Origin of the sequence: Dialister sp. UBA1703, from assembly GCA_002320515.1 — a bacterium.
GTDB lineage: Bacteria > Bacillota > Negativicutes > Veillonellales > Dialisteraceae > Dialister.
On the sequence record DCJJ01000005.1, the window covers coordinates 1 to 5,545 of the forward strand.

General features: G+C 52.7%; 5 protein-coding genes. 1 reads left to right on the forward strand and 4 read right to left on the reverse strand.

The window, feature by feature from the left end; genetic code table 11:
* Positions 1 to 200 precede the first annotated feature (200 nt).
* The 4 genes from B2Y11_RS00145 to B2Y11_RS00160 form a co-directional block, all read right to left on the reverse strand.
* On the reverse strand, positions 201 to 836 hold the full coding sequence (locus tag B2Y11_RS00145; protein ID WP_291054488.1) for a nitroreductase family protein: 636 nt from the start codon (positions 834 to 836) through the stop codon (positions 201 to 203).
* 599 nt (positions 837 to 1,435) lie between these two features.
* Entirely contained in the window at positions 1,436 to 2,464 is a 1,029-nt protein-coding gene (locus B2Y11_RS00150) for an NAD/NADP octopine/nopaline dehydrogenase family protein (protein WP_291054491.1), read from the reverse strand.
* 134 nt (positions 2,465 to 2,598) lie between these two features.
* Positions 2,599 to 3,012 (reverse strand): peptide deformylase, encoded by a 414-nt coding sequence (locus tag B2Y11_RS00155; RefSeq protein ID WP_291054495.1) that lies wholly within the window; start codon positions 3,010 to 3,012, stop codon positions 2,599 to 2,601.
* Positions 3,013 to 3,498: 486 nt separating this feature from the next.
* Positions 3,499 to 3,999 (reverse strand): YbjN domain-containing protein, encoded by a 501-nt coding sequence (locus tag B2Y11_RS00160; protein WP_291054497.1) that lies wholly within the window; start codon positions 3,997 to 3,999, stop codon positions 3,499 to 3,501.
* Positions 4,000 to 4,510: 511 nt separating this feature from the next.
* Here B2Y11_RS00160 and B2Y11_RS00165 point away from each other — a divergent pair.
* A complete protein-coding gene (locus B2Y11_RS00165; protein ID WP_291054500.1) occupies positions 4,511 to 5,248 on the forward strand; it encodes a sulfite exporter TauE/SafE family protein in 738 nt (245 codons plus the stop codon).
* Positions 5,249 to 5,545 lie beyond the last annotated feature (297 nt).

Below are 5,545 nucleotides of genomic sequence, written 5' to 3' on the forward strand. Positions count from 1 at the left end.
CCACAGAGTGGAGAAATCTCATTCTGCAATAGTGCCTCATCGCGTCAGAGATTGCGGGGTGCAGAGTTTCAATAGAACAAAGGCATGACCATCCATAACCATATGCAGCATCGCTTGAAATGACGTAGAGGCCGGCAGCCGGCGGTCATTTGAGAAATTTATGTATACAAAAAGCAGTGGAGAAAGTCCACTGCTTTTTCTTATTTCAGCATTTCTTTCCATTCGTCGGGGTAGTCGCCGCGGTATTCCACGACCTGGTCCACCGGCTTCCGGGGGAGGGAACGAACTTCTTTGCCGGTGTAGCCGAAGGCGATGGCTGCTGCCATTTCACCTTCTTCATGAAGCCATTCTTTCAGTTCGTCGTAGGCGAAGAAGACGTTGCATGTCCAGAGGCTTCCGATGCCTCGGGCGGTGGCTTCGAGGCACATGTTCTGGATGGCTGCGCTGACGGACTGGATGTCTGCCAGTTCCATGAGGTATTCGTCCTTGGGGTGGTCTTCTCTGTAGTTCAGGCCTTTGGTGTTCATGACGAATACGATCACCGGTGCCTGTTCCAGTACCCTGGCGGTGTAGATGGCGGAGGGGATGAATTTTTCGTATTTCTTTCCGAAAATGGCGTTTTCTTCGCCTTTCCGGTTTTTCATGATGCCCTCTTTCAGCTGTTTCACCATGGCTTTCCGTTCAGCGCCGCGGATGACGATGAATTTCCAGGGCTGGGCGTTTTTTTCAGAGGGCGCCCACATACCTGCTTCCAGGATCTGGTCCAGGTCTTCCTGGGGGATGGGTTTCTGAAGGAAATGACGTACACTTCTTCTTTTGTAAATGGCTTCTATCACTGTGGTAATCCTTTCAATGCATAAGTTTTTGTTTGAAATAAAGTCGCATAATTGAAATTATATGCAATTTGGGAAGATAAAGCAAGTATTTTTAGACTGATGGTCATAATTAGGGGGATTAGATGGGGGAAGATAGACGATAGATGGGATGGGGGATGACGGTTTGCGGCAGGGCTGCACCCATTCGGGAATACAGCTGCCCTGCTCCTTTGTCATTTCGACGGTCGGAAGAGGAGTGGAGAAATCTCCTGCTGCATCGGTCTGCTGCCGATTGCTCCAACTGCTTCCCGCCGACCGGTATTTACCGGCAGATGAGGCACGATCGGCGCTTACGGAGCTTCTTCGCCTGCGGCTCAGAATGACTTGCCCGGCGGGAAGGTATTCCCGGAACGCCCTTGCGTCCCCTTTAGGGGAAGAGGGCCACGAAGTGGCGAAGGGGTGGACAAGGCTGCATGGCACATTGATACTCTAAGTTGGTGGAACCGCCGTCAGGCGGTATTTATACTCATTGTCGCGAAGCGGCAATCCACCACCCTTTGAACCCTCTGAACCCTCTGAACCCTTTGAACCCTCTGAACCCGGGACGCGCAGCGTCCCTATCATTTCAAGCTTTTAATGACCCGGAGATCCTGGGGCGTCAGGAAGGGCTGGTAGGTCTTTCCCAGGTACAGGGACAGGGTATCCACCAGGCTTCTGATATGGGGCGCCTCTATGTGCATCATATCAGAGAGGTCCCGAAGGCTGCCCATGCCGCAGGGAAGGTCTTCGGACAAGTAGCGGCCTTTGAGGTCAGCGGGGCCCATGACGGTCTTGTAGGATTCGTTTTCCGTGAGGGCTTCGTACAGGGTTTCCTTCTTTTCTCCCCAGGACGCGTTCAGTACATCCAGGAGGGAGGAAAGGGAAAGGCCCAGGGCTTTGCCTATGGCAATCCTTTCTTCGTCGCAGGCTTCCATGTAGGCGGCCACTCTCTTGGTGAGGGGCGCGCCGAAGAAATGGAAGGATTCCCCGTTTTCAATGCGGGTCACGTTGAAGAGGCAGGCGGTGACGTGGATGATGGGGTTGGTGGCGGACAGGGAGGTGGAGGCGGGAGAGGCCACCCGGCTCACCTTGGGGGCCATGAGATGGAGCAGGGTGCTGAGTTCTCCTTCTTCCCCCAGGCAGGAATAGCCGATTTCTTCTTTGATGGCTTTGAAATCCAGTGTTTTGTAATCCGCCGACAGACGGGCAATGAAGGGCATGTTGGCGGTTTCCGCAATGGTGATGGAAGGCACGTTCTGCATGCGGGACAGCAGGCGGCAGGCCTTGATGGCGCCCCAGCAGCCGTTCATGAAGAGCAGGCACTGTCCGTCGTGGAGGTAGGGAGCGATTTCCTCCACCACCGCTTCGTGGTCCGTGGCATGGGTGCACACCATGAGGATGTCTGCGCCGTCTACTGCTTTCTTCAGGTCATTGGTGAAAGGCACGTAGAGAGAGGTGTCGATCTTTCCCCGCACCGTGAGGGGCGACTGGTCCCAGCAGGCCGCCTTGATGCGGTTTCGCACATACACCTGGCAGGGCACATTTTTCAGATTAAAATAAGCGGCTCCGGCCAGGGCTGTGCTTCCGGCGCCGATGATGGAAATTTTCATGGTTCCTCCTAGAGTTCCGGCAAATGATTCTCCGGATGGTCCCTTTTATTATACTATTTATAAGCATGACCTGCCTTGGAAATTTAGTGAAATATAATGGAAATCAAAAAACGCAGCGCTGGGCTGCGTTTTTTTCATATCAGTATTCCCTGCAGGTGGTCCATTTCATGCTGGATGATTTCCGCCGTCCATCCGTCAAACCGTTTTTTCTTTTTGTGGAAATCCTCATCCTCATAGCGGACTTCGATCCAGTCATAGCGGCGGCAGGGGCGGCGGCCGGAAAGGGAAAGGCAGCCCTCCTCTGCGTCGTAGGTGGACGGAGAGGTTTTCACCAGCACCGGGTTATACATAAGGATACTGCGGCTGCCGTCTTTGATGGCAATGATGGCCTTCGTGCTGCCGATCATATTGGCGGCCAGGCCTACGCAGGTATCACTGTGGGCGGTCAGGGTGTCCAGAAGGTCCCGGCCGTCAGAAGCATCTTTCCGGCTGGCCTTCTCCGCTTTCCGCTGGAGGAAGAGGATATCTTTGACAATAGGACGAATCATGAAAATGCTCCTTTGGTAGTGGGTGACATTTGTGGTGGTGATGGGGGTTCCCGATAGCAAAAAGAAGGGGGCGCGGCTGGCGCCGCAGGTTGAGTTCGCTTCGCTCAAAGGTTGTGTTCGCTGACGCTCAGGGGGCAGGGAATGGCTGTCGGCTGTCCGCTTACGCTATCCCCTGGGAAGTGGTGGGAGCCTGTATTCCGGAAGGCAGAAGGGTAGAGGTGCCTTTCGGCGCCAGTATAAATGCTGCCAAAGGTATTCCCTGGTGGACTGGTGGGACAGTGGCCCCGTGGGCGATACCACAACCCTCGGGCCTGAAAGGCCCGTCGCCCCTTTGAGCGGCAGCGAACACAACCCGCCGCCGTCAGGCGGCCACAACCTTCGGGGCGAAGCCCCGTCAACCTCCCTTTTGAACCCTCCGGCCCCTCAGGGCCGGTCCATCTTAAGAACCTTTCGCGCCCAAAGGGCGCGGGACCGCTGCGCGGCCCTTTACAGCGTAAATCCGTTGGTCTGGTCTCCCGGCTTGTCCAGACGGCGGGCGATGTCGTCGTAGGACTGGGAGAGCTGGTACACTACAATGTCCAGGGTGGTGCGGATCACTTCGGCGTCGAAGTTTTCCAACCGGCTGGTGAAGGTCACGTCCAGGAATACATTTTCATCGGAGCTGATGGTGTATTTCAGGATGGCATGATGGGCGTTCAGGTCGTTCAGGAAGGCAAGGAAGGTCTTTCTGGCGGGGCCCTTGGGGGCGGTGCCCAGATGGACGCGAAGGAGGGTGTACATGCTGTTGTCGGTAATCACCGCAGCCACCAGCTTGTGGTGCTCTCCGGCGGGGATGGCGGTCATGAAGACCACGGTGTCGTAGGAATCATGGCTGTCCTGGCGGCGGAAGAAGTTCAGGCCTTCTTTCTTCATGTATTTCTCAAATAAATCGGCTTTCCTGTTTTTCGTATGATTTCCCTGGGGAAGTGGAATGGTATTGTCAGACATAGGTTACCTTTCTCAGCGGATAGGCTGGATGAACAGAATGGGTATCATGATATGTTTATTATACAGGAAACGGGGAGAATAGGAAACGGGCAGCAGGAAATCGGGATTTCTGAAATCCTGTCAAGAGGTACCAAAGGTCTTTTACACCCATATAGAGAAATTCTATAGCAGGCTTGAAAAAAGACAGGAAAATAGAGTAAGAGTCAATTTTTTTATGTACCGGAGATAAGGGATGACTTCCGTAAGGCCCATAAAATCTACTATGCGGATAAAGCATATATAAGTTCCATTATGATTTTATGTAAAGAAAAATTGAAAAGTTATATATCTAATTATACGATAGAAGAGTATAATTTCAATGACATAATTAGATAGGCTTATACGGATTCAGGAAAGAGGCTTTTTGTGCAAAAACCGGGGTTATAATAGCATCAACAAAGAAAACACCGGGGCTTCCTTAAGGAGAGAGCTCCCGAAGAAAACAGAAATTTTTAGAAATGTGGTGATTTGTATGGACTTGATGATGCTTCCTGAATTTGTAAAATTTGCCCTCTTTATGGCAGCCGTATTTATTTCCAATATCGTGCAGGCCCTGACCGGTTTTGCAGGGGTCATGCTTTCCATTCCGCCTACCATCCTTCTCTACGGGCCGGATATGGCCAAGGCGGTCATTAATGTAATCTGCTGGCTGGTGTGCGCCCTGCTTATGTTCCAGAACCGGAAATATATCAATCCGAAGGAACTGCTCCGTATCGTGGTCTTCATGCTGGTAGGCATGGCCATCGGCATTCACCTCTACAATGTGGTGAACCCCCATATCCTGGTGCCCCTCTATGGCGCCATCATCGTAGGGGTAGCACTGAAGAACCTGATTTTCAAGCAGTCCGCTTCCGCCCTGCCGAACTGGATTGCCATTCCCGTACTCCTTGGCGCCGGCATTATCCACGGTATGTTTGCCTCCGGCGGCGCTCTGCTGGTGGTATACCTGGTAGCCACCTTCCGGGACAAGGATTCCTTCCGTGCCAACGTGGCTTCCGTGTGGACCATCCTGAACCTGGTGCTCATGTTCAATGACTACCAGAAAGGCCTTTACAACACGGAATTCTTCGAACTTCTGGCGCTGGGCGTCATTCCTCTGGTCATTGCCATTTACCTGGGAAATAAAATCCACGATATGATTAACCAGAAAATGTTCAACCGCGTCACCTACTGCCTCCTTTTGGCAGCAGGCAGCATGATCCTCATCTGATACTCTCTTTTGAAAAAGGGCTGTGAAAAAATGGTCATCATTTCTTCACAGCCCTTTTTTATGACCACCCTATGACTGTAGGCAGCCTGCCGCCACCGTCATCTCGAGCGGGGGGACGTGCCGGTATGGAGGGTAAAGACCTGGGGGCTATTGAGACGCTGAGTCGAGAGATCTCCAGCCTGCGGCATACCATGGGAGAGTGAGATTTTGCTGCTCTGTGGAGACTCTGCATAGAGTTTCCAAGTCAGCCGAAGTTGGCCTCTAGGGAAGCACTGATTAATTCATAGAGTCTGCTTT

What these genes read in the sequence shown, in the direction of transcription:
- B2Y11_RS00155 (WP_291054495.1), bottom strand. Translation starts at nt 3,012, where the DNA reads ATGATTCGTCCTATTGTCAAAGATATCCTCTTCCTCCAGCGGAAAGCG.
- B2Y11_RS00165 (WP_291054500.1), top strand. Translation starts at nt 4,511, where the DNA reads ATGGACTTGATGATGCTTCCTGAATTTGTAAAATTTGCCCTCTTTATG.
- B2Y11_RS00150 (WP_291054491.1), bottom strand. Translation starts at nt 2,464, where the DNA reads ATGAAAATTTCCATCATCGGCGCCGGAAGCACAGCCCTGGCCGGAGCC.
- B2Y11_RS00160 (WP_291054497.1), bottom strand. Translation starts at nt 3,999, where the DNA reads ATGTCTGACAATACCATTCCACTTCCCCAGGGAAATCATACGAAAAAC.